This is a genomic window from Bacillus cereus group sp. TH152-1LC (assembly GCF_027710505.1).
GTDB classification, from domain to species: Bacteria; Bacillota; Bacilli; order Bacillales; family Bacillaceae_G; genus Bacillus_A; species Bacillus_A mobilis.
The window spans coordinates 712,043-732,237 of the sequence record NZ_JAQFNK010000001.1 but is presented as its reverse complement, the minus strand read 5'-3'; the positions used below and the strand labels follow the sequence as shown (position 1 = coordinate 732,237).

Below are 20,195 nucleotides of genomic sequence, written 5' to 3'. Positions count from 1 at the left end.
CTGAATTTCAAAACTTGTTTTATAAAAATAAAAAAACGCATGTGTTATTACACACGCGTTCTGTTTTTTTGTACAAAGTCCCAAACGAATGATACATCATCAGCAGACTCTTTTGTTTCATTTTTTGTACTCTCCTCTTTAGGAGAAGCTGTTGCAACTTGTTTTTTATTTACAAAATCATAATGAACTACATTATCATTTGTATTCACGCTGACAGCTTTTGATTCTTCTTTTTTACTTTCTTCTTTTGACTCTTCTTTCTTAGATTCTTCTTTAGATTTCTCTTTAGAAGTTTCTTCTTTTTTAACTGGTTCTTCTTTAGATTCCTCTTCTTTAGATTCCTCTTTTTTAGATTCTTCTTTTTTAGATTCTTCTTTTTTAGATTCTTCTTTAGAAGTTTCCTCTTTCTTAGAATCATCTTCCTTAGTTTCCTCTTTTTTGGATTCCTCTTTAGAAGTTTCTTCTTTTTTTGAATCTTCTTCTTTAGTTTCTTCTTTTTTAGGTTCCTCTTTAGAAGTTTCCTCTTTCTTCGTTTCTTCTTGTTTAACCGGTTCTTCTTTTTTAGGCTCTTCTTTTTCTTTGTCTTTTTTGAAAACGTTAGAAATGAAATTCTCAATTTCTTCTGTCACTCCAGAAGATTTCTTCTCTTCTTTCGGAGTTTCTTTTGTTTCAGATTTATTCTCTTTTGTTTTTTCTTTAGAATCCTTAGGAGCTTCTTCTTTTTTCACTTCTTCCTTTGGAAGTTCTTTTCCTAGGTATTCATATGCAGCATAAACCGTTGTTAATGCTACACTTTTCAGTGCATTATCTGTTTTGGATAAATCATTTCCATAAGGACTAGAAACGAAATATGGTTCCAAAATTACCGTTGGTCTCTTACTTGCATTGAACATTCCTAAATCTGACCTTGAAATAGCCTTTCCACTTTGAACCTTAGGCAATGCTTGTTTTACATAACCTGTTGTAATTTCGGCTAATCGTTGACTCTCAGGATGTCCCGCTTTAAACAAAACTTCAGAACGATTTGCAGATGGATTATCTGCTGAATTTTCATGGAATGAAAATGCCATGTCAACATTATTTTTGTTGAAGATTCTTCCTCTTTCTACAACTGGAACAAAGTCATCGTTATTCTTACGAACCCTGATAACAGTTGCTCCTTGTCGTTTGAAGTATTCTTCAGCAAAATCAGCAGTATTTTTTGTGTCATCCGCTTCGTGATGCCCATCAAGTGCAACTGTTCCTGTATCATGTTTACCATGTCCTGCATCTATTGCAATGATAACTCCCTCTAAGCTTTTAGAATCTGGTAATTCTGTAAGTGTAGTTGTTTTATAATCAGAAGAAATACTATTAAGTTTATCTTCTTCTTTCTTGTATTCTGCAATAACCGCTGCTTGATTGTTTTTAAATCCATCATACAGTTCATACGGTAGACCATTACCATTTCCCTTTGCAGGTTTCTGAACCTCTTTTTTCTTTTCAGCAGATGCTGACTTCTCAACTGGTTCGGATTTTTTAACTTCCTCTTTCTTCTCAACTGGTGCAGCCTTTTTAACCGCATTTTCTTGCTTTTCTTTTTCCTCTAATTTTTGGTGAGCTTCTTTAATAGCTTCTTCTGAACGACTTTCCCAGTCCTTAGATGGTTCAAAGACATTAAAGATTTTAGCAACGTAAGTTACGTCACCATATGCAGCTTCTCCGCGCCAATCATGGTTCGGTTTGAAACGTGCCATTCCTGTTTTTTGATAATATTCTTTTGCAAGATTACTAGATTGTTCTTTCATAAATGCTAAAGAATAAGGGATTCCCTCTTTCTTTGCAATTACTGAAACCCTAGAACCAAAATTATAGGAATGAATAGCTTGTCTTACATCACCGTATGCAAGTGGGTCAAACATATTGTTTAACTTCATCATATTTTCAAAATGAGCTACTCCATATTCAATAGACTCTTTAGGGTCCGTAATTGAATCCGGAATCTCATTTTTCGATTGACTACTTTGCATTGGGTCAGCTGAAAGAATTTTTTCATCTCCGCCTGATTCCTGTTGAATTTTTGCTAACAAGAAATCACAAAAACGTTCTAATCCTTTCTTTTTTAATTCAGCCATTAGCATAGGACGTAATGCTTCTACTTTTGGAGATACATTTGCCTTCCCATTTTCTAAGTATTGAATAGGGAGGTTTTCTTCTCTATAGAAGTCTTTATTTCCTTTTAGGGATGCCATTTGTTGTTTGTTTTCAATAACAAGACCCCTAGTCACCACAGATTCCTTCACTTCTTTCGGAAGCTCTGCTAGTTCGCTTTCAAGTTCTTTTTGTAGACTTGCGCTTTTTGCCTTGATAACTGGTTCAGATTTTGCTTTATATTCCCCAGTTGCATAACGGAAGTTATCACTTTTTTCGATATCTACGAATTCGTTCGGATGAACAAATTCATAAAACTCTTTTGCTTTGCTATCGTAATTCATAGCAACAGAGTAGTCTAATTCCGATGCTGAACCAAGAAAAGTAGCTTGGTCTATCTTTTGACCCTTTTTTATAGAATCAGCAGGTGTGATTCCCTTCATTACTGAGAAGTATGTTAATTTCCCTTTTTGATGTTCGATTACTAAACCGTCTTTAGAAACTTGAAAAACTTCTCCTTTATCTGGTGCATATACTTTTTGGTCCGCAGCCTTGTAGGTAACAGATTCTTTAAATTGATTATCTTTCACCTCTGATGTAGACACAGCTACTCCTTCTTTCATTAAGACAGGACGAATAGCTGAGTATTTTACTTTTTCAGACTGTGACTTATAAAGAGTACCAATTTTTTCATGTCCAGCAGAAGTTTTGAAGTCTTCTCCTTTTACACCAAATTTACTTTCTGGTGAATAAACTACTTCTCCAAGAACTTTTGTATCAGCTTGCTTTGCTTTTTGAACATTTGCTACGTGATTTGTATCTGACGATGAAGTTGTTGGAAACGATGAAAATGTTTCCTTTACTTGCATTGCTCCAGTAAATCCCATCGCAGACAAAGCAGCAATAATTGTTGCTCTTTTTACATTTTTAGAAGTAAGTAGATGATTTATCTTTTTTCTTTCCTCTGGCGCTAATTTTGCAATTAACACATCTAATTCTGGGTCCATAAATCCTAAATCTTCTACTAGTACCAAGTGTTTTGGTGTTCTCATTTTTTTGCCTCTTTTCCTTTTTTGTTTTTTTGTTTTTTTGTTTTTTGTTTTTTTATTTTTCACGAATCTATTTATTATATAGCCAGCTTTAATTCCATGATGTCATTGTAGATATTTACTAATAGATTTTCATAGTTTTGTTTTTTATCAACATCATTCCAAATAATATCTCTAAGTGATGTTCCTTCTCCAATGATATCTTGTCTGCTATTTTGCTTATCGAATTCAGCAACCTTTACTTGATTTGTGTCTTTTTCAATAAAAATCAGGTAAGCATCTTGATAAAAACAAACAGAAACTCCATCTTTTTCCCATAATCCTAGTCCGTCGTTCTGCTTTAAATCGTACTCTTGAGCCATGTACATAATTTCAAATAACAACGACTCTTTAATCACCTCAACATCTTTGATTTTCGCTCTTGCTTTTGTTGCTGGATTTCCAGCTAGAAAAGCTAGATTACGAGGTGTTTTTTTGAATAGTTCTTCATCAACAGTGAAATCTTCGAAAGAAACTTTTTCAGTTTGTTGTGCAATTGGATTAGAATCAACAAGTTGAAAATTCGGTTGTTCCTCTTTCTGTTCAATTCCAATGTTATGCGCTCTCTTAAACTCATTCCACTCTTCATTATGTTGTGGTTTAAGTTTTGCATAACGAGAAATTATTTCTTCTTTCTCCATATTAAGAACTTCTATATCTGCTTGAATTTTCCGTACCTTTTTCTCATCTCTTGCTAGAGATTCTTCTATATCATCGATTTTTTGCAGTAAATACTCATAAGTAGGATTTTCAGGTGCCATTTTTTCTCTCTTTTGGTCTAATTCAAGTTTTTCAGCATTTTGTCGCATTTGCTTTTTGTCATAAACACTAATATCTTTCTTTAGACAATCCAATCTTTTTTTAACAGCCTTATAATCTGCCTGAAGTTTTTTTAGTTTCATTTTCTGCTCTTTGAATCTGTTTAATTCCGCCTGAACAATTTTTACACTAGCTTCTTCGCTTAAAGCGTCTGATGCATTTTTAAATTTCGTCCAACCTTCTCTAATTGTTTTTACAGCAGTTTCTTGCACTACCTTGCCAAATACCTTACTAAATAACACTACTTTTTTTCCTTTTAGTTTCAATTCGATTTGTCTTTTTGATAGTCCAGTTGTTGTTTTTTCTGTTTTCTTTAACTTTAAGTTCATGTGAATTCTCCTTTTTATTCCCTTTATTTTCTGTCCGATGTCTTCTGTCTGAGGGAAAGTTTTTTTAGTTTTTTAAGTTATACTACAGATTTCAACATTTTCAACAAAAAAATCTCTTTTTTATGTGATTTTATAAGCTTTTATTTACTAAATCCCTCGCTGTTAAAAATAACCATTTTGGATTTTAAAATAAAAAAAGAGAATTCATATGCATAATGAATTCTCTCTCAAGCTTTTATTGTTAAATTTTTAATTGGTCATACCTTTTTTCAACATTTACTTTATAACCTTCTGCTTCTACCATACCAGAAATGAAGTTTTCTATTTTTGAAATTGTGTCTTCTTCCAATTTTTCTACATCTTCTTTGTTCTTGCTCATCAGTTGTTTTTTACCTGTTTCAACAGCCTTTAGATAAAGTAATCTTCTGTCTTCGTCCGTATAAGTGAAATTTACAAATGGAACTAATCTTTCTATACTCTGCAATACTACACCAACTTCAGTATCGAATCTCGATTTATCAAAATCCGTCCTAAAATCTAATTTCGGTTGGTCTAAGTAAATGGTAATGTTTTTACCATCAACTTTAACAAATTCTTTCTTATCAGGAAACACATAGTCCATAGTATATGTTGCTTTTAAGTCAGCATTATATTCCTTTCCAATCAATTTTTTCGCAACTTCTTTTAATGCTTTCTTTACCATGCCATCCTCTTCACTGTCTAATAGTGATTTATGGAAAGCATCTACTGAATTAAAAGTATATTTAAAATCATTTACAGGACCACCTATTCTAAGCTCATCTCGAAGTCTATCTGTAATTATCTTAGATACTTTAATTTGCTGCGCTTTTAATAATTCAGCTTTACGATGATTCTCCTCAATTGTTTTTGCTTTCGCTTGTTCACTGTAGTAATGCATACCACCACCAAACGCAATACCAACTGTTAGAACTCCCACAGTAACTTTAGCAAAGGTCTTTTTCCATGTTTTCATTTTAGTTCCCCCTGAATTGTTTTTTTGTTTTTTAGATTAAAACAGAAATTTAGGAATTAAGGAGAAACTTTTTCAAAAAAAATTAAAAATCCCTTTTCAGAATCTCATTTTCAATACATGTAAAAGGATAGTTTCTTAGTTTAATCAATTTCTAGGGGATTTTGAAAAAGTATCGAGCAAATAGAATCATAAAAAATAAACCGCAAAAATTATTTTTGCGGTTTTTCGTCTAGTTATATCTATTTTTTAGTCATACTATTTCCTGCCCTAGTTTTTCACAAAACAATGCTTTTATTACTACTTGGAAGTAAATCACACATTATTTAGTAACGAGATACCCCACCTGACCCGGAGGACCAAATCTTTATTGTTTTTCCATTTATAAACTCCACAATTATTGACAAGCTACACACGTCAATATCATCTTCTGTTACTATATCCCATTTTTTATCATAGTCTTTTAAGTCTTCCGCATAAGCATTTTTAACTAAATCATTTCCGAACAACCCCTGAGCGCATTTCAATATCTCTTCATTTGTCATATATATTCCCCTATTCCATTTTGGATTTAAATAATTATAACTCTATTATATACGTTTTATTCTTCTTTTCATGAAAAACCTCTTAAGCTATATCTAGGTGGATTATTCGACATATTATATGAATATTTATTCCTTTTGAAAATTAAGTTTCTATTCTTTTGTTTAATTCTCTCTTTATTTCTTCAACTTGCTTATGTAACTCTTCCTTATTTGGAGTATGGTGGAAAAGATATCCTAAGTTCAATAATTTTCCACATAATTGTTCTAAAGTTAACTGACCATAATCCATAATCATCATCCCCCTTTAAAAGAGAATTTCATTTAACCAATCCAAAAAACAACATAGTCAAAACCGTAGTCTTTATTAACATGTTGAGACTCACCTATGTCTTCAAGATGTTTTTCGAATTGTATTTCATGTTCTTTTTCATAAAGCTTCACTTCTTCACCACTAAGTAACTCTTTGACGTAGAATTCTAATGCTTCTTTATCCATATTTATTCCTCCTTGTAATATGTTTTTTGTTTTTTATATCATTTGTTAAAACGGAAGTAAATCATCCATTTCCTTGCTCGTTAGTTTTCTTTTTGCTGATTTCTGATACTTTTTAGGAACATTTTCAATTCCTTTTAACGTTTCTGTATTTGTTTTCTCTGCAACCTTTTTCACACATTCAGAACCTAGTTTCACGATGGTTTTACCGTTTGAGACAATGAATATGTTTTTAATAGCCGTTCCACAATGTGAACATGCCTGTTTTCCTCTTACTTCTTCGTGTTCAAAACCAATTATTTCATAATCAGCTAATTTTGCAACATCTACATTATATAGCTCTTTCATCTTTTCATCTCGATTCCGCAAGAACAAATGTTCTGATTGTTGCTTTTATTATATAAAAATCATTAAAAAATATCAATGACTTAATGCAGAAAACACTATCCTTGCTTCTTCATTTCATATAAAAGAAAACCCACCTTAATTTAAGGTGAGTTTATCCTTTTAAATGCAAATAGTTTTATCAATAACTACTTACTGTTTTGAAATCCGATGCTTTGATATACAATTGATTATTATAAACTGCATCATCTGAAGTGATTTGATAGAAAGTTCCTTGTGTTGTTTGAACTTCCGATAGTTTTAAAGCGTAAGTACCTATAGCTAATTTTTTCGCATTAATTGGATTATTATTGCTCATCGTATATGCAGTTACACCAGCAGACACTTTTCCTAGTGGATATTTTTTTCTTTCTCGATTTCCATACATTGCGTCTAATTTATTCATGTAACCTGCAATTTTTTCTCCCCAATACGCATCGGAAGCATAATAAACATTCATACCTTCTGCTTTATCTCCCACAAATCCTCCGTTATATCTCCAATCGCTTGTATTTATATAATTCTTAGATACATAATCCGCACAATAATAAATACCTTCTTCTAATGTAGCGAATGCTGCTGCCCCATCATAAGGATTTGAATCCACCGCTTTAAATCCAAATAGATTATTCTTCTCTTTCGCAATTTTACTTTTACCCCAAGCACTTTCATGAATCGCATGTGCTAAGAAATAACCAACATTTATATTGTATTTATTAGCTGCTCCTACAAAATACTTTCCAGTACCAATCAGTGGACTATCTGGAGAATTAGCACGAATATAATTATCTATTTCTTCAGCTGTGTAAGAAGCTTTCATTCTAATTGGCATATACATAAAGTATTGGTAACTATCTTTCCCATCTATTTGTTTCGGATTATATGTGTAATATTGTTGTCCTGTTACTAAATAATCCGGCGCAGTACCAACTTCTAAATCATAATAACTACTATTTCCTTTATAGATTCTATGGATTAACTTCCCTCTAGAATCTTTTTTAAATGACGAACGATTTTCTCCTTTTGCGAATGGAATTAAGTTAACATCTGCTTTTGCAATAAATCCATCTTTTCCAGCATAACTAATATACACTTTATCATCTGTAATTTTTGTTACTGTCATTTCTGTATCTGCTTCTACATAGGTAACTTTGCTTCCTGATAGATTATAAATATCTGCTACTTTATTCGCTCTTGCAAAACCGCTTTTCATATCTATGACAGCATCATTTACTGTTAAATATGCATCATTATCTGTTGAATTAGCAAAATTAATCTTTGCAGTATTTAAGTCCTTGTAGTAGTTACTTCCTTTTGTTGTTGTAACTTTATACGAACTCATAGGAACCTCGGAAGAACCACCATCAATAATAGGATAACTTGATTCTTCACTTTTAATCCATTTCTGCCCAAGCCATGTTTCAATTAAATAATATCCTTTTGTTTTTGCTACATATGGAACTGGTTGTGCTGCAACTGCTTGTATAACTGGACTAGAAGCAAATGGATAATCATATATTTCCGTAGTTTTATTCAGATTCAATGTCCCTTTTGAATACGTAATTACATCCGTTGCTTCTGCACCAGATGATTCTTCTAAATTCACAAACATTGGTCCAAGCCATGTTTGAATTTCATACCAATATTTATCAACACGCCTTGATGCAGTTAATACCTGAGGAGCTACTGTAGCACCTACATACGTATCACTAGAAGGCGTTCTATATAGATTCAATCTACTTTGACTATTAAGCAGCATAGTCCCCTCTTTATATACGTTTGTTTCTGGTTGTGGCTCTTGATATAAATTTAAGTATGCCGCAGAGACATAAGCTGTTTGATTGTTGTATTGTATCGTAGCCCATCCTGACTGCACTTCTTTCACATCTATATTTGAATATTGAGTCAATTTACCTAAAACGACACCATTAGTAGAAGGTGCACTACGCACATTTAAGTCTGTTGCATTGACAACTGCTTTTAGAGCCATAGGTTTAGGGAGAATAATATCGTTTCTTACAGGTGGTTCTTGAATTTCTCCTGAAGTGGTATATGTCCATTTTTCCCCTAACCATGTTTTAACCTTAAACCATCCATTTTTTGATTTCCCTACTACTTGAACAGTTTGTGGAGCGATTGATTCTGTTCTTTTCGTTTCTTCAAATGGCAGTTCATACAAAAAGACTCTTTCTGTTAATTTTATTTGTTTCCTATATGGCATCGCTTTTATTTCTTCTACAGCTCCATTTACATTTCGTATCCATCTAGGACCCATCCATGTATTGACTTGTATCCATTCTCCATGTATTTGATATACTTGAAGATTTTGCGGTGATACCGTACTGTTCGTTACACTATCAACATTTGGATTTAAGTGTAAATTTAATCTTTCATTATTATGTACATAAGCTGTATAAGAGTAAGAAGGTTCATCTAATGATAAAGACCTTACCAATGCCTTAGTTGTAACTACATTTTTCATAGATGGTTGAATCTCTTTCTTATATGTATCCTTCTCAATATTATCAAAACGAGCCTTAATTTCTTCTTCTGTTGTTCCAGACTCTTTGTTGCTTTGAGCATGTACTGGAGCAGAAGAACATAACATAGCCAATGCAATAGATACATTGGTGGAAACTAATTTAATTTGCTTTTTCATAATCGTTGTTCATGGATTCAAAAACGAATCCATATCCCCTTTCATAAAAAGACTTCTCTATATAATTCTTGTTATTTCTGAAAACCTTTTATTATCTTTTTATTGATTTATTTCAAAATGTCTAGTATTGAACCGTCAGTTGGAGGTGAAAGTTTTGAAAAAAACATTATTCTTTTCTGCTTTTGGAATGTTTCTTTTATTTTCAAATACAGAAACATTCGCAGATTCAATTCAAGTAAAAATAAATGGAGAAACTCGTGGATATGACCAAACACCAATCATGCGAGACAATCGAGTATTTATACCTATAAGAGGAATCTCTGAAGACACAGGAGCTAATGTACAATATTCTGGCAACTTAGACAAAAAGGTAACGATTCAAAAAAAGGGCACAACAATAGAATTCGTTATAGGAACCAACAAGGCGTTAGTTAATGGCGTGGAAACTGAATTACCTGAGTCATTTGTTTTAAACAACAGAACCATGCTACCATTACGATTTATTAATGAAATACTTGGATATCGTGTTGATTGGTCAGGAACGGCACAAACTGTTTCTATCACAACAGACAGAGGTTTTATTGCAACCAGCGTAATTAATAATAGTCAAAAGTATATAGGAACACCTTATTTATTTGGTGGCACATATGAAAAAGATAAAAAATTCGATTGTTCATCTTTTGTACAAAAGGTATTTGGAGAAAGTGGAATTCAACTTCCTAGAACATCTATTCAACAATCACAACTTGGCTCAATAGTGAATATGAATAAACTAAAAACAGGAGATTTAATTTTCTTTGATATTGAAAATGTAGGCAAAGTATCTCATGTGGCTATTTATATTGATGCTAACACTTTATTACACGCTACTACTTCAAAAGGCGTAAATTACACTACGTTCTCGCAATATTGGAAGGATAGAATGGTTATGGCTAAAGATATACTTCAATTGGATTAATATCTTTAAAACATATTGAATTCTTCTTATTTCTACGATATTTGTTTTTAAAACAACAAAAGATGACTGTTTAAATGGTCATCTTTTTGTATGACACTTTCTTATCTTAATTCATAATATTTTTCTTATTTTTCCTCCTAGACTCTCAAAAACAAAGTATAATAACTGTAAAACTTTTTGAGGTGACTGAATATGTATTACAAAACAGAATTAGATGGATTTAGAACAATTTATTCGAAAGATGCTATTAATCCAGAACAATACATTACGATTTATGATGAAATTTACGAGGATGATAATGCCTTATTTAAGGTCAAAAACATTCATGACAACAAATTGAATGCAGCTCTTGTAAAGGTATTGAATCTTTCCGTGGTACCTGAGGAAAATCAATTGAAACCATCGCAGTTATATCAATTTGAAAATGTTCTCTTATCTACTGAAGGACGAGTAAATAAGAATCAAGTAATTTCTTTCAACAAAGAATTTTACACTGTGAAAGACATCGTAAAACAGAACGGTCCTAAAGGATTAGCTTTAGAAAAAATCGAATACGTATCTACTGTTAATATGTATACGATTTATAGATATAAGAGTACGGATGGAAATCAAGAAGAATTCCAAATCCTTGATAATTACAAAGATGCTCTTATTCGGTTATCTAAATTAAGAGAACAAAAAGACGGTTATTTCTATCGATTCCGTTAAGCGACATTCTACATACAAAAAACCAGTTAATATTTATTCTATTAACTGGTTTTCTTTATAATTTATATTTTCAATTGATATAGCTAAGCATTTTCTGTCTAGTAGTTAGTAAGGAAAAAATTTTTCTTTAATTTATGTACCTTCATCGAGTTAGATTAAACAACTAGTTCTAGTTTACAAAAATAAGCTTACTTTACATTTTAGTAGATATTCTAATGCTTCATCGATAGCAGAAAAGTTATCCCAATTATCATTCAAGGAAGAAGTGTTTACATACCACTTTCCATCTTCAAATGAAACTTGAATTTCACTGTTATCTTCAGCTTGTAATCCTTTTAAATTTATTTCTTCTTCGGCTTGTTGTAAATGAATAAGTATATTTGTTAATTTCTCTTTAATTTCATGTATGGTTTTATTTTCGAAATCATAAATTACTTTTGCTAGTGTGCTTTCATGACAACTTGGGCAGAAAAATTCATTTTCTGATTTTAATAATGTTTCAATATGGTTCATATGCACAATATCTTCAATATCTATATCATCTAAATCCAGTTCTTTTCTCGTCTTATATGTCCAAGCTTCTGTACTATGTCTTGCGTGACAATTTGGACAACTCAATAAAATAGTTTTATCCATTTAATCTCCCTCATTCCAATGTTTTTTTATTTATGTCATTTCATTATAAGTATAACATAGTTTTTTGTATATCTTAATTTTCCACAAAAACGTTCTATTTTGTTATTTTGGTTGCTATTCGCATACATTTCATAGTATGTTACAACTATTAATAAACAGGAGTTGAAAAAGATGAAATCATCATCAGCTATTTTTACACAATTAGGAAACATCATTCGAAAACTAAACGAGAAAAATATCCGATTAAATCCAGTTCTTACGGAAGAAGAAATTAAGAATTTTGAGGATACACATAAGATAACATTACCTGAAGAATACCGAGAATTTTTAAAATTTGTAGGAAATGGTGGTCCTGGACCTTATTATGGTCTTATTCCTTTGCAAAAATCAGCAGTTGAATCTGTTAATAATGATGATTTAAAAGACGAATTGCAAACAGAAATGTTCGAAGGAGAATTTCTTCAACTTTCTCATGAAGGATGTGGTTATTATTACGTACTAGCGTTAACTGTAGAGGAATCCGGCAACATATGGAATGATAGCAGAGCAGCTAGTTACGGTATGCACCAAGTAAAATATGGTTTTGGTCATTATACTATCCCCTATGGCTTTTTAGATTGGTATGAGCATTGGATAGACTCTGGTGCAAAAGGTATGGAAGAAATGATTTCTAATCTGAACAATAATAACTAAGTTTTTTATAAAGTTATCACAAGAAGCCTATTGATTATATATAGGCTTCTTATTTTTAACTTCTTTCGCAAAAAAGTTGTCTCTTTTCGGTGCTTTTACCAACACCAATGAATAGTAAGGTTTAATACAAAAAATATAAAAAACAAAAAACCTTAAAATATGTGAAAATGTTTTTCTGGATTCTATACTTTTTTGTTTCTGAATTTGCTATAATGATTTTATCATTAACAATAAGGAAACAGGTGAATGAGTGATGAAACTATTAAATCGTATCGTTATTTTTTTGGTGATTACGTTTGCGCTTAAAATAGTATACGACACTGTACATACTATTAAAACAACAAAGAATTTTGAACTCCCAATGATTGAAACACCAGAATTATTTTTAAATATTTCTTATGTTTTGTGCGGTGTAATTATATCAATTCTTTTATCTCAATTCAAAAAACAGAGAGAACAAAAATAGAAATCAATTCAAAAAAGACAAAAGGAATTATATATCCCTTTTGTCTTTTTTAGTTCTTTCTGCTCCATATTATCATCAAAAAACTTAAAGATTATAGATACACGAATTTAGAATATCCAAATAGTGCATATTCACTTATTCTTGTTATGCTTGTTCTCTCGCAGCGCCATTGCTTCTTTATACAACTTTTCCGCTCTTTTAAAACGATTTGGGTCCGATATTTCTTGTAATAATTCTATTGCTGTTTCACCTTTTGCAACTAGTTTTTGTCGTTTCACTTCTGGTTCCTCCACTTTTCATATTCGAAGTTTTTTCATCCTAAAACAATTGAGCCTCTCATGATTTCATGACCTTGTTTTATGAGATATTCATTTTGGATATTATCCAAACACTTTACTATTAAATTTAGAATTTGATAATTATTTTTTTCTTGGTATCTGTTTTCTATATAATTGCGTAATGCAATTCCATTCTCTACCTTGTTCGGACTTACCCTTTTTCCACCTATCTGAACATAATTACCCAATCTATGATGCAATTTCAATATATCTATACTGATAATCTCAATACATCTAAGTACAATTTCATTCCCTTTATCATCTAAAACTATTTCAAGTGTTCGTAATTTTTCTTGAGTTTTATTATAATCCTCTTCATAAAGAGATATTTTCTGTATTTCCATATTTAAAAAATCATCAAATACTTCTCCTATTTGTACTAACCTTAATAGTTTGTCTTCTTCAAAGGTTTCTTTCCATATTTCTTTTTTATCTACAACAGAGAACAGTAGTTGTTCCATGTTTATTCACCTCTTTTTGCTTTCGTTATTAAAAAGGATACAATAGCTGTATCCTTTTGTCATAAGTTTATTTTTAAAATTTCCTATATATCTTTTTTAAAATGGTAAGTCATCCGGATGCACCGTTTCTAGTTTTTCGAATCTACGAGGCATTTTATTGAGAGAATATACGTATTCTTCTTCTAGTTTTTCAAAACAAGATATAAACATTTCTTGCCCTTCATATGCCACGCACATGTTTTCACTAAAAATATTTTCATCCCTGTTCAAATAATAATTATTATTAGCAAAAATAAGGAATTCTTGACCTCTTGTTGAAAATTCATCGATTCGTTCACCATTAACCAACATATTTCTTAAAAACTTGATGTTATTCCGCTGCCATGCAACTGAATTAAGAAGTTCAAACTTCTGAATGTTTATTTCCGTATTTTTATATGAAATTTTAACCTCGAATGTGTATAAGTCAATGTTGTACTTTTCAAAGTATTCCTTTGTAAGTTTCATATTTAATACTTTTGATTCTAATAATACTTGTTCTAATTCTTCTGCTTTTATTAATATTCGTAGTAGATTTTCCTTAATATGATTGTTCCATACGTTCTTTTCATCCTTCATTTCAAATACAATCTGCTCCATATTTGCACCTCTGTTTTTTACTATCATAGCATATAATTTTCATTTTACTTTAAGAATAAATAAATATACCCACGATATTTATTTATTTTTATTTAATTCAAAATAATTGTGGTATAGTATTAAAAATATTTTTTAAGGAGAATTATTATGAAAAATAATCCATTCGCTAAAATGTTAGAACTAGAAATTTTTGAGGATAAAAATGCACAAAAGAGAGAAGAAAAAGATGAAAATTACATCCCAAGAGAGAGCGTTCTAGCGAAATTATCGGAAAATAACGAGGAGTTAATTCAATTTATCAATATGGTAAATCCTTTTCAAGATTCTATGAAATACAATCATTCTTCTTATAGAGAAATAGAAAGTCATATTCGAAAGCTATTTCCTTTATCTAATGCTATTACAAAAAAATTAGGTGAAGCAGGTACAAAAGCAGTATTAGAGAAATGGGAAGATGGAATCAAACTTAATATCTCTAATCACAAAGAAGAAATCTTAGAAAATATTGATTTAGATATTTCAGATGAAGCATTAGCTTATATTTTTACATCACCCATTGTGTATTTAACAAAACAAGTCATTATTGATAAAAAAACTGCTTTTGCAGCGTCTAAAGCAATAGTACAAATATCTCTTAGAGCTGCTGAAGCTACTTCAAACTTAAACTCAGAAGCAAAATTTTATGTAAAAGACCACTTTGAGAGAATTATTCAAAAGGAAGAAATCGATTCAAAAGATATTATTCGTTATAAAAACTTAAAATACAAAGTTTTAGATGAATCTGTAGAACAAGCTTTAGAAACAGACTCTTATAAATTAAGTACAACTATCTTAAAGGATATTTCCGTGTATTTACAATTTATAGATATCCCTAAAGACCGAATTCTTAAAGAGTGCGAGGGTACATTCAAACGCTTAATTGACCAAATAATAGAAGCAAAGAAAAAACATGACGATGCTTTGCTTTTAAAGAATTCTCCTGAATATACAGATGGAGTTAATAAAAGTATCCAAGCAATCAAAAAACAGATAATGAGAACAGAAATGATATACGAAGAATTAAAAGATAAAACAAAAAAAGCTCTAGAATCTGTATCTGAATTACATGATGAAAGCAGCACTCGTGTAGTGCAATGGAATAAGAAATAATTAAAAATCACATTACAAACAAAAATCTTGAACAAATACAATGTTCAAGATTTTTTTATAATTATAATTACTTATCATAATTCGACCAATCGAAATCATCTTCATGGTCTCCATCGGATGTTTTTTTGTGAAGGTCACTCAGACGGAAACTATCTTTTACAATTTTTGCACTACCTGGTTTGACTACACGAACACCTGTTTTTTCATACATAATTTCTCTCATAGCCGTTATTTCATTAGGTAGATGCCAATTAAGCTTATAAAACAGCCTAAACAATTCCTGTGCCCAACAATTATCACTTGTATATTTTTCTTTTAATTTGTTTGTTTCTTCTCGATTGAATTCCGCCATATTTATCATCCTTTCTGCATTTCGCAGCTTTGTTTTTTTGCTATTATAGTATACAAATGCAGATTTTGATTAAAATTACAAAACTTCATAGAAACAGGTTTCTTATTACATTAGTTTTTCATCAACATTTCGCTAAATGTCTATCTAATATGTTTGTTTCATATAAATATGCTTTTTCTAATACAGGGAAGAATCTAATAAAAAACCTTTCCATAATGATTTCCATTTGCTCATCAATTGTTATTCCTAGATTAGACATAAATCTTTTTATGGCTTCTTCTTTCTCTTTTTTTACTGTAAATTCATTTTTTCGTTCGCCTATTACTACAAATTCAAATGATGTTATTTCATCCGATAGATACTCGTTTGAAATCTCCATTTTCTTTAGTGGAATGATTTTATCCTCTATACGAAACATAATTTCTAAAGTATAAAGACTAACCTTGTAATTCATATCTTTATATAAGTATTTCTTGCTGTTACGCAAATCTTCTTCGTTTCGCTCGAAGTCTTCTTTCATAAGCCTTATTCTATCTATATTTAACTCTTCTATCTTTTCCACTATTTCTCCAAGTTCCATTAGAAATTTCAAGCGATTTTCTTCTATATAACTTCTCCATATATTCATATTATCCATAGTCTCAAAAATAACAGTTTCCACAAATTTTCTCCTTTGTTTTTGGTAATTATATCATTTGTTTTATTCATTATAAAAAAAGAGCGCATTTGCACTCTTTAAAATTATACTGTTATTCATCACTATCACTATAATTCACTTCTGGTTTCAATTTGTGATGTTCTAAAATGAATTTTTCTAACATGATTCTTTCAACACTATCCATTTTTTCTAATTTACCTATAGCATATTCTTTCCCTCTACGAGTTAATTCTAAGTTATCAGTTAAGAAATCCACTTCTTTTAGTTTATCGATAATTTGTACTGTAGATAGTCCTCCTGTTATAAATTTCCCAATAGGATTATCCTTTTCTAATTCCGTTAATAGACCATTTTTCTTTCTTCCCATGACATTTCCTCCTAATTGATTCTTTCACTTAGTTTAATAAGATTTAATAACAAATTTTCTTGATATCTTTCTTGCTGCTCTGGGTTCATTTGTTGAACTTTATCTTCTAACCATTCTTCTAATAAACCACTTTCTGCTAACAAGATTATTACGTCATAATCATCATTGTTTCCAAAAAATACAGATTCTTGACTATGTTCCCATATAATATCAAACATTTCTTTGTCTTCTTTTTGGATTATTTTCTCTAAAAATGTTCGTCCTTGGAATTTGAATTGTTCAATTTTTTCGTTTGGGTCAGCTCCTTGCTTTAATAATTCAATAATAATATCTGTTTTTTGTCCAACTTTATTATCATGTGCACATGGTAACATATGACTTTTAAACAAATGAGGGGCGTCGTCTCTTATACTAGATTTTAGCATAAAGTTTAATCTTCTAGAATGACTTTTAAGTTCTTCGATATCTCTGAAAAATTTATGATACGTAATAGTATTGTCGTATTGCAAAACATGGAATTTTTCAATGCACTTCCATATAAATTCATTATTCCTTCCTTCTGATATGATTCCATAGTATTCTTGGAAAACGACTAATTTATTTTTTTCATCATATTGGTCTAAGAAATTTCCAGCCGTTCCATATGCGTTTATTTTCAAAGCTTGATAGATAGGTGTTGTGTAATGTTTAGGTGCTCCCATTTTTAAAATTCTCCTTTTGTTTTTTGTATTATTATATCATCATTTTTAGTTATCTTTTAAAACAAATAACCAGTAAAAAAAATGATTATTCACATCGACCTTAATCTATAAAAATACATCTTATGAATATAAAAACCCGTATTTTCCGTAATAATATTTGATTACTTGCATAAAAACGCATTTGGTGATTCTTTGGATTTATAAAAGTATATGGCATTTTCATCTTTACTAAAGCTTTTGAACATAAGAAAAAGACCGAATTCGGTCCTTTTACACTTTAAATTTCTTTTTCAACTTTTTATATTTTCTATATGAACGTCTAACAATGTTTAACATGAAATACGGTATCTTAACAGGGAAAGGTAAATTATAAATGAAAGGCAAGTAAAATGTAAAATATGCTTTTTCTAAGTCTTTCCACTTACTATCTTCTTCTGTTTTTAAGAAATCCGATACATCGACCACATATCCCTTTCCATTTTCCATCATCACATTTTTTCCGTGAACATCACAAGGAGTTAACCTCTGTTCTCTTGCGTATTGTAAAGCCTCGTTTATATCAAGGATTACTTGCTTTGGAATTTTAATACCTTTATGAATAGCATCATATAATGTAATTCCTCTTAATCGTTTCAATACTATGAAATTTTCTCCTTTATATATAAGCTTCGAATAAGAAGGATGATTTCCAATTCTTCGGTATACTTCTGACTCCTTGTCAATGCCTTCTCCTTCTCGCGCGTAAACTTTCACTACCCATTCTTTATATTCTTTGTGCATAAATACTGCGGCATAATTACCTGTTCCTAGACACTTCCAAGCTCTAGGAATATATTTAACTACCACAGGCTCAAATTCATCTTCACTTCTTATGCTTGTCTCCTTTAATAGTTCATTCTTTATTAATTCCACAAAACTATTTACATTCATCATTTCCACTCCGGTTTTGCTAGAAAGCTTCTTATTATCTTTATATTCTTTAGTTAGCAACATATCTTATTTCTCCTTTGATATTTTATATATAATAAGAGACATCTAGTTGTTGTCAACAAACATATATGTATTGTAATAAAAAAGCAGCGAGCTGCTTTCTACGCCTTGCGTAGTTCTTTATTTTAAAAACACCGCCCTTCACTCCGTATCCGGGCTTCTGTCGCCTATTCAGCGCTTCGCTTGTTTCCTTTCCATTTGTTCATTATCACTTCGTTCTAAGTTGATTCCTGTTTCTTTAAACCTCCTTATTTACCCCTATTTATTCCTATTTGTTCTTTCAGTCTTATTCATATATTTCACTCTTCACTTCGTTTCGAGTTTTTGTTCCTTATCTATTCCTATTTACCCTCATTTAAACACGCAAACTTATGACGATATTCTATGTATCTCATTCATATAATTTTTCATCATTTTAGTAAAGAGGAATATATATATTTATTTAGTTGATTTTATATGTTTTTATCCCCGCCTCTATATGGGGAAAGCAAACTTCTTCGCTTTGTTATAACAACTAAATAAACCATCGCTAATTGCTCATAGCAAAATACATTATTACGCTCGAAGTTGTGTATATAACCTTTTTACATTCTGTTTATATTATTTATATACATTGTATATAAGATACCTGTACATATATATATTATTGTTTACTGCACTCCGTTTTATCTATGTACAATTACTTCCTATTCCTATGTATTAATCACCATAAATCTTACCCTATCTTTCCTCACCTTTCTTTATTTATAGTAGCAAGGATTATAATCACTTAGAAATACATATCCCTTTCTTTTCCCAATCAATCCTTACTATCCATCCGACAACACCTATCAATTATATTTTGTTTCTATGAGAACATTTACAAAAGGAGCATGCTATTCGCATCCTCCTGAACAAAAGCCTAATGGCGTTCTTTTTGTTTGGTTATGTGTCTGCTTATCATAAGAAAAAGCCCAAATATGTATTTGGACTCTCTTATTTTACTTTCTATTTATTTTTTAAATATCTTCAATCGTTATTTCCTTATGTTTCTCATACATTAAAACAGCTGTTAGCAGATTTCTAAAGCCTCCTTTTAGTAATCCTTCATATTCAAAGTTACTTCCATCAATCAGTTCATCATGCCATGTTACATATATTGGTTTTAATGAATCAAATATGATAATACGACTATTCATATCTTCATAACTTGATTCTGAATCATATACACTAAAATGTAACATTAAAGTTGTTTGTATGATATTTCGATTTCTTAAATCTTGAAAGAAGTGTGGCAATCCATCTACTGTTACATTGTTATTTTCTCCCCAAATATCTTCTACTGCAATGTTCTTATCTTCATTCATTCGATGGTCTTTAAATAGAACATCTTGTACTTTCTCCATAATTTCATCCACTTCTGGTTCAATAAGTAACATTCTAAAATCATTTTGTTTTTCCATGAGAATAACCTCCGATATTGTTTTTGTTTTTTATATTATATATATAATTTCAGAAAAAGGTTTATTTTCATCAAAAAGAGCAATGGAAGTGATTCCATTGCTCTATATTTCTATTAGTATTCCACATTAGCAGAAAAAACTATTAATATATCAAAAAATATAATCCCTAATATAATGCCAAGCCAGATTAATAATTTTTC

Annotated in this window: 23 protein-coding genes; 5 read left to right on the top strand and 18 right to left on the bottom strand. The window is 30.6% G+C overall.

From position 1 onward, the window contains the following. Positions 1–47: 47 nt before the first annotated feature. The 8 genes from PDL00_RS03840 to PDL00_RS03805 all read right to left on the bottom strand — a co-directional run bounded on the left by PDL00_RS03840 (position 48) and on the right by PDL00_RS03805 (position 9,437). Positions 48–3,182 (bottom strand): N-acetylmuramoyl-L-alanine amidase, encoded by a 3,135-nt coding sequence (locus PDL00_RS03840; RefSeq protein WP_270726583.1) that lies wholly within the window; start codon positions 3,180–3,182, stop codon positions 48–50. 74 nt (positions 3,183–3,256) lie between these two features. Next, positions 3,257–4,366, bottom strand: coding sequence for a hypothetical protein (locus PDL00_RS03835; RefSeq protein WP_270726581.1), 1,110 nt, complete (start codon positions 4,364–4,366; stop codon positions 3,257–3,259). Between the two features lie 241 nt (positions 4,367–4,607). Beyond that, entirely contained in the window at positions 4,608–5,360 is a 753-nt protein-coding gene (locus tag PDL00_RS03830; protein WP_270726580.1) for a hypothetical protein, read from the bottom strand. A gap of 323 nt (positions 5,361–5,683) precedes the next feature. Beyond that, complete coding sequence (locus tag PDL00_RS03825; protein WP_270726578.1) at positions 5,684–5,902, bottom strand: hypothetical protein; 219 nt, start codon at positions 5,900–5,902, stop codon at positions 5,684–5,686. Between the two features lie 142 nt (positions 5,903–6,044). After that, on the bottom strand, positions 6,045–6,191 hold the full coding sequence (locus PDL00_RS03820; protein ID WP_270726577.1) for a hypothetical protein: 147 nt from the start codon (positions 6,189–6,191) through the stop codon (positions 6,045–6,047). 32 nt (positions 6,192–6,223) lie between these two features. Further along, on the bottom strand, positions 6,224–6,397 hold the full coding sequence (locus tag PDL00_RS03815; protein WP_270726574.1) for a hypothetical protein: 174 nt from the start codon (positions 6,395–6,397) through the stop codon (positions 6,224–6,226). Positions 6,398–6,442: 45 nt separating this feature from the next. Further along, positions 6,443–6,742 (bottom strand): hypothetical protein, encoded by a 300-nt coding sequence (locus PDL00_RS03810; protein ID WP_270726572.1) that lies wholly within the window; start codon positions 6,740–6,742, stop codon positions 6,443–6,445. A gap of 178 nt (positions 6,743–6,920) precedes the next feature. Further along, on the bottom strand, positions 6,921–9,437 hold the full coding sequence (locus PDL00_RS03805; RefSeq protein WP_270726570.1) for a glucosaminidase domain-containing protein: 2,517 nt from the start codon (positions 9,435–9,437) through the stop codon (positions 6,921–6,923). A gap of 154 nt (positions 9,438–9,591) precedes the next feature. On the opposite strand from PDL00_RS03805, the gene PDL00_RS03800 reads away from it, so the two are divergent. Beyond that, on the top strand, positions 9,592–10,395 hold the full coding sequence (locus tag PDL00_RS03800) for a C40 family peptidase (RefSeq protein ID WP_270726568.1): 804 nt from the start codon (positions 9,592–9,594) through the stop codon (positions 10,393–10,395). Between the two features lie 192 nt (positions 10,396–10,587). Further along, positions 10,588–11,103, top strand: a complete 516-nt coding sequence (locus PDL00_RS03795; protein ID WP_270726564.1) for a hypothetical protein — start codon at positions 10,588–10,590, stop codon at positions 11,101–11,103. A gap of 174 nt (positions 11,104–11,277) precedes the next feature. On the opposite strand, the gene PDL00_RS03790 is transcribed toward PDL00_RS03795, so the two are convergent. Continuing rightward, positions 11,278–11,739 carry a hypothetical protein gene (locus PDL00_RS03790; RefSeq protein WP_270726562.1) on the bottom strand — a complete coding sequence of 154 codons (462 nt, stop codon included), beginning with the start codon at positions 11,737–11,739 and terminating at the stop codon, positions 11,278–11,280. Positions 11,740–11,910: 171 nt separating this feature from the next. Here PDL00_RS03790 and PDL00_RS03785 point away from each other — a divergent pair, with 171 nt between their 5' ends. Continuing rightward, the gene (locus tag PDL00_RS03785) at positions 11,911–12,432 is read left to right on the top strand and encodes an SMI1/KNR4 family protein (RefSeq protein WP_270726560.1); all 522 of its coding nucleotides are present in this window, start codon (positions 11,911–11,913) and stop codon (positions 12,430–12,432) included. Between the two features lie 253 nt (positions 12,433–12,685). Next, positions 12,686–12,898 carry a hypothetical protein gene (locus tag PDL00_RS03780; RefSeq protein WP_270726557.1) on the top strand — a complete coding sequence of 71 codons (213 nt, stop codon included), beginning with the start codon at positions 12,686–12,688 and terminating at the stop codon, positions 12,896–12,898. Positions 12,899–13,029: 131 nt separating this feature from the next. On the opposite strand, the gene PDL00_RS03775 is transcribed toward PDL00_RS03780, so the two are convergent. The 3 genes from PDL00_RS03775 to PDL00_RS03765 all read right to left on the bottom strand — a co-directional run bounded on the left by PDL00_RS03775 (position 13,030) and on the right by PDL00_RS03765 (position 14,336). Beyond that, positions 13,030–13,176, bottom strand: a complete 147-nt coding sequence (locus tag PDL00_RS03775) for a hypothetical protein (protein ID WP_270726554.1) — start codon at positions 13,174–13,176, stop codon at positions 13,030–13,032. A gap of 35 nt (positions 13,177–13,211) precedes the next feature. Next, positions 13,212–13,697 carry a hypothetical protein gene (locus tag PDL00_RS03770; protein ID WP_270726552.1) on the bottom strand — a complete coding sequence of 162 codons (486 nt, stop codon included), beginning with the start codon at positions 13,695–13,697 and terminating at the stop codon, positions 13,212–13,214. Positions 13,698–13,793: 96 nt separating this feature from the next. Then, on the bottom strand, positions 13,794–14,336 hold the full coding sequence (locus PDL00_RS03765) for a hypothetical protein (protein WP_270726549.1): 543 nt from the start codon (positions 14,334–14,336) through the stop codon (positions 13,794–13,796). A gap of 147 nt (positions 14,337–14,483) precedes the next feature. On the opposite strand from PDL00_RS03765, the gene PDL00_RS03760 reads away from it, so the two are divergent. Continuing rightward, entirely contained in the window at positions 14,484–15,485 is a 1,002-nt protein-coding gene (locus tag PDL00_RS03760; RefSeq protein ID WP_270726546.1) for a hypothetical protein, read from the top strand. A 67-nt stretch (positions 15,486–15,552) separates the two neighbouring features. Here PDL00_RS03760 and PDL00_RS03755 read toward each other — a convergent pair whose 3' ends face one another. From PDL00_RS03755 to PDL00_RS03730, 6 genes are all read right to left on the bottom strand, one after another. Continuing rightward, positions 15,553–15,837, bottom strand: coding sequence for a hypothetical protein (locus PDL00_RS03755; RefSeq protein ID WP_270726544.1), 285 nt, complete (start codon positions 15,835–15,837; stop codon positions 15,553–15,555). A gap of 121 nt (positions 15,838–15,958) precedes the next feature. Continuing rightward, complete coding sequence (locus tag PDL00_RS03750) at positions 15,959–16,498, bottom strand: hypothetical protein (protein WP_270726541.1); 540 nt, start codon at positions 16,496–16,498, stop codon at positions 15,959–15,961. Between the two features lie 88 nt (positions 16,499–16,586). Continuing rightward, entirely contained in the window at positions 16,587–16,862 is a 276-nt protein-coding gene (locus PDL00_RS03745; RefSeq protein ID WP_270726539.1) for a hypothetical protein, read from the bottom strand. A gap of 11 nt (positions 16,863–16,873) precedes the next feature. Continuing rightward, complete coding sequence (locus tag PDL00_RS03740) at positions 16,874–17,563, bottom strand: hypothetical protein (RefSeq protein ID WP_270726536.1); 690 nt, start codon at positions 17,561–17,563, stop codon at positions 16,874–16,876. A 270-nt stretch (positions 17,564–17,833) separates the two neighbouring features. Beyond that, complete coding sequence (locus tag PDL00_RS03735; protein WP_270726534.1) at positions 17,834–18,496, bottom strand: serine/threonine protein kinase; 663 nt, start codon at positions 18,494–18,496, stop codon at positions 17,834–17,836. A 1,055-nt stretch (positions 18,497–19,551) separates the two neighbouring features. Then, positions 19,552–19,995 (bottom strand): hypothetical protein, encoded by a 444-nt coding sequence (locus PDL00_RS03730; RefSeq protein WP_270726530.1) that lies wholly within the window; start codon positions 19,993–19,995, stop codon positions 19,552–19,554. Positions 19,996–20,195: the final 200 nt, after the last annotated feature.